The organism is Parapedobacter sp. GCM10030251 (genome assembly GCF_042666505.1).
Classification (GTDB): domain Bacteria; phylum Bacteroidota; class Bacteroidia; order Sphingobacteriales; family Sphingobacteriaceae; genus Parapedobacter.
Genome location: NZ_JBHTDN010000050.1, coordinates 1 through 657, shown reverse-complemented (window position 1 = coordinate 657; position 657 = coordinate 1). Strand labels below are relative to the sequence as shown.

The following is a 657-nucleotide window of genomic DNA, read 5'->3' as shown; positions in this document are numbered from 1 at the left end:
GCCACTGGGTTTTCAAAGTTAAAGATTTTTTTTCTTCCTCATAGACTTGCCCTGCAGGGGCAGCCTATGTGCCGAAGCTGTCAATCTGTCCATTATCGCGTCGGCCAGTGTAGGCTCATCGATAAAGTTGTACCACGCCTCCACGGGTAACTGGGAAGTGATAATGACGGAACTGTTGCCATACCGGTCTTCCAGTATATCCAGTAGCGCCAGCCTGGCGTCTGCATCGATCGCCTTCAGTCCGAAGTCATCGATTATCAGTAATTTATGGTTGGATATGGCTTTGATCCATTTGAGATAAGTTCCGTCGAGTCTGCTCTGGGAGACCGTATCCATGAAACGGTTCATGCTGAAATACATTGTCCGGTATCCCAGCAGGCATGCCGATCTTCCCAGGGCACATGCAAGGAAGCTTTTGCCGGATCCGGTAGCCCCGGTGATCAGTACATTGTCACCCCGCCCGATAAAGGCCCCATCCGATAGCCGGAGCATTTGTTCGCGCGTGATCCCCCTTTCCGGGTTGCAGATAATCTCTTCGGGCAGGGCGTTATAGCGCAGCCGGCTTGCCTTCAGGTATTTCTGCGTCCTGGCGTGGTCGCGGTATTCCACCTCGGCCTGCACCATGGAGGCCAATAGTTCATGTACGTTCTGTACTTC

At 52.7% G+C, this 657-nt stretch carries 1 protein-coding gene; it reads right to left on the bottom strand.

Annotated features, from left to right (window positions below; translation table 11 throughout):
* Window positions 1–18 precede the first annotated feature (18 nt).
* Window positions 19–657: IS21-like element helper ATPase IstB (istB, locus tag ACFQRK_RS24015; protein WP_379010973.1), on the bottom strand; the 639-nt coding region annotated here is incomplete at its 5' end.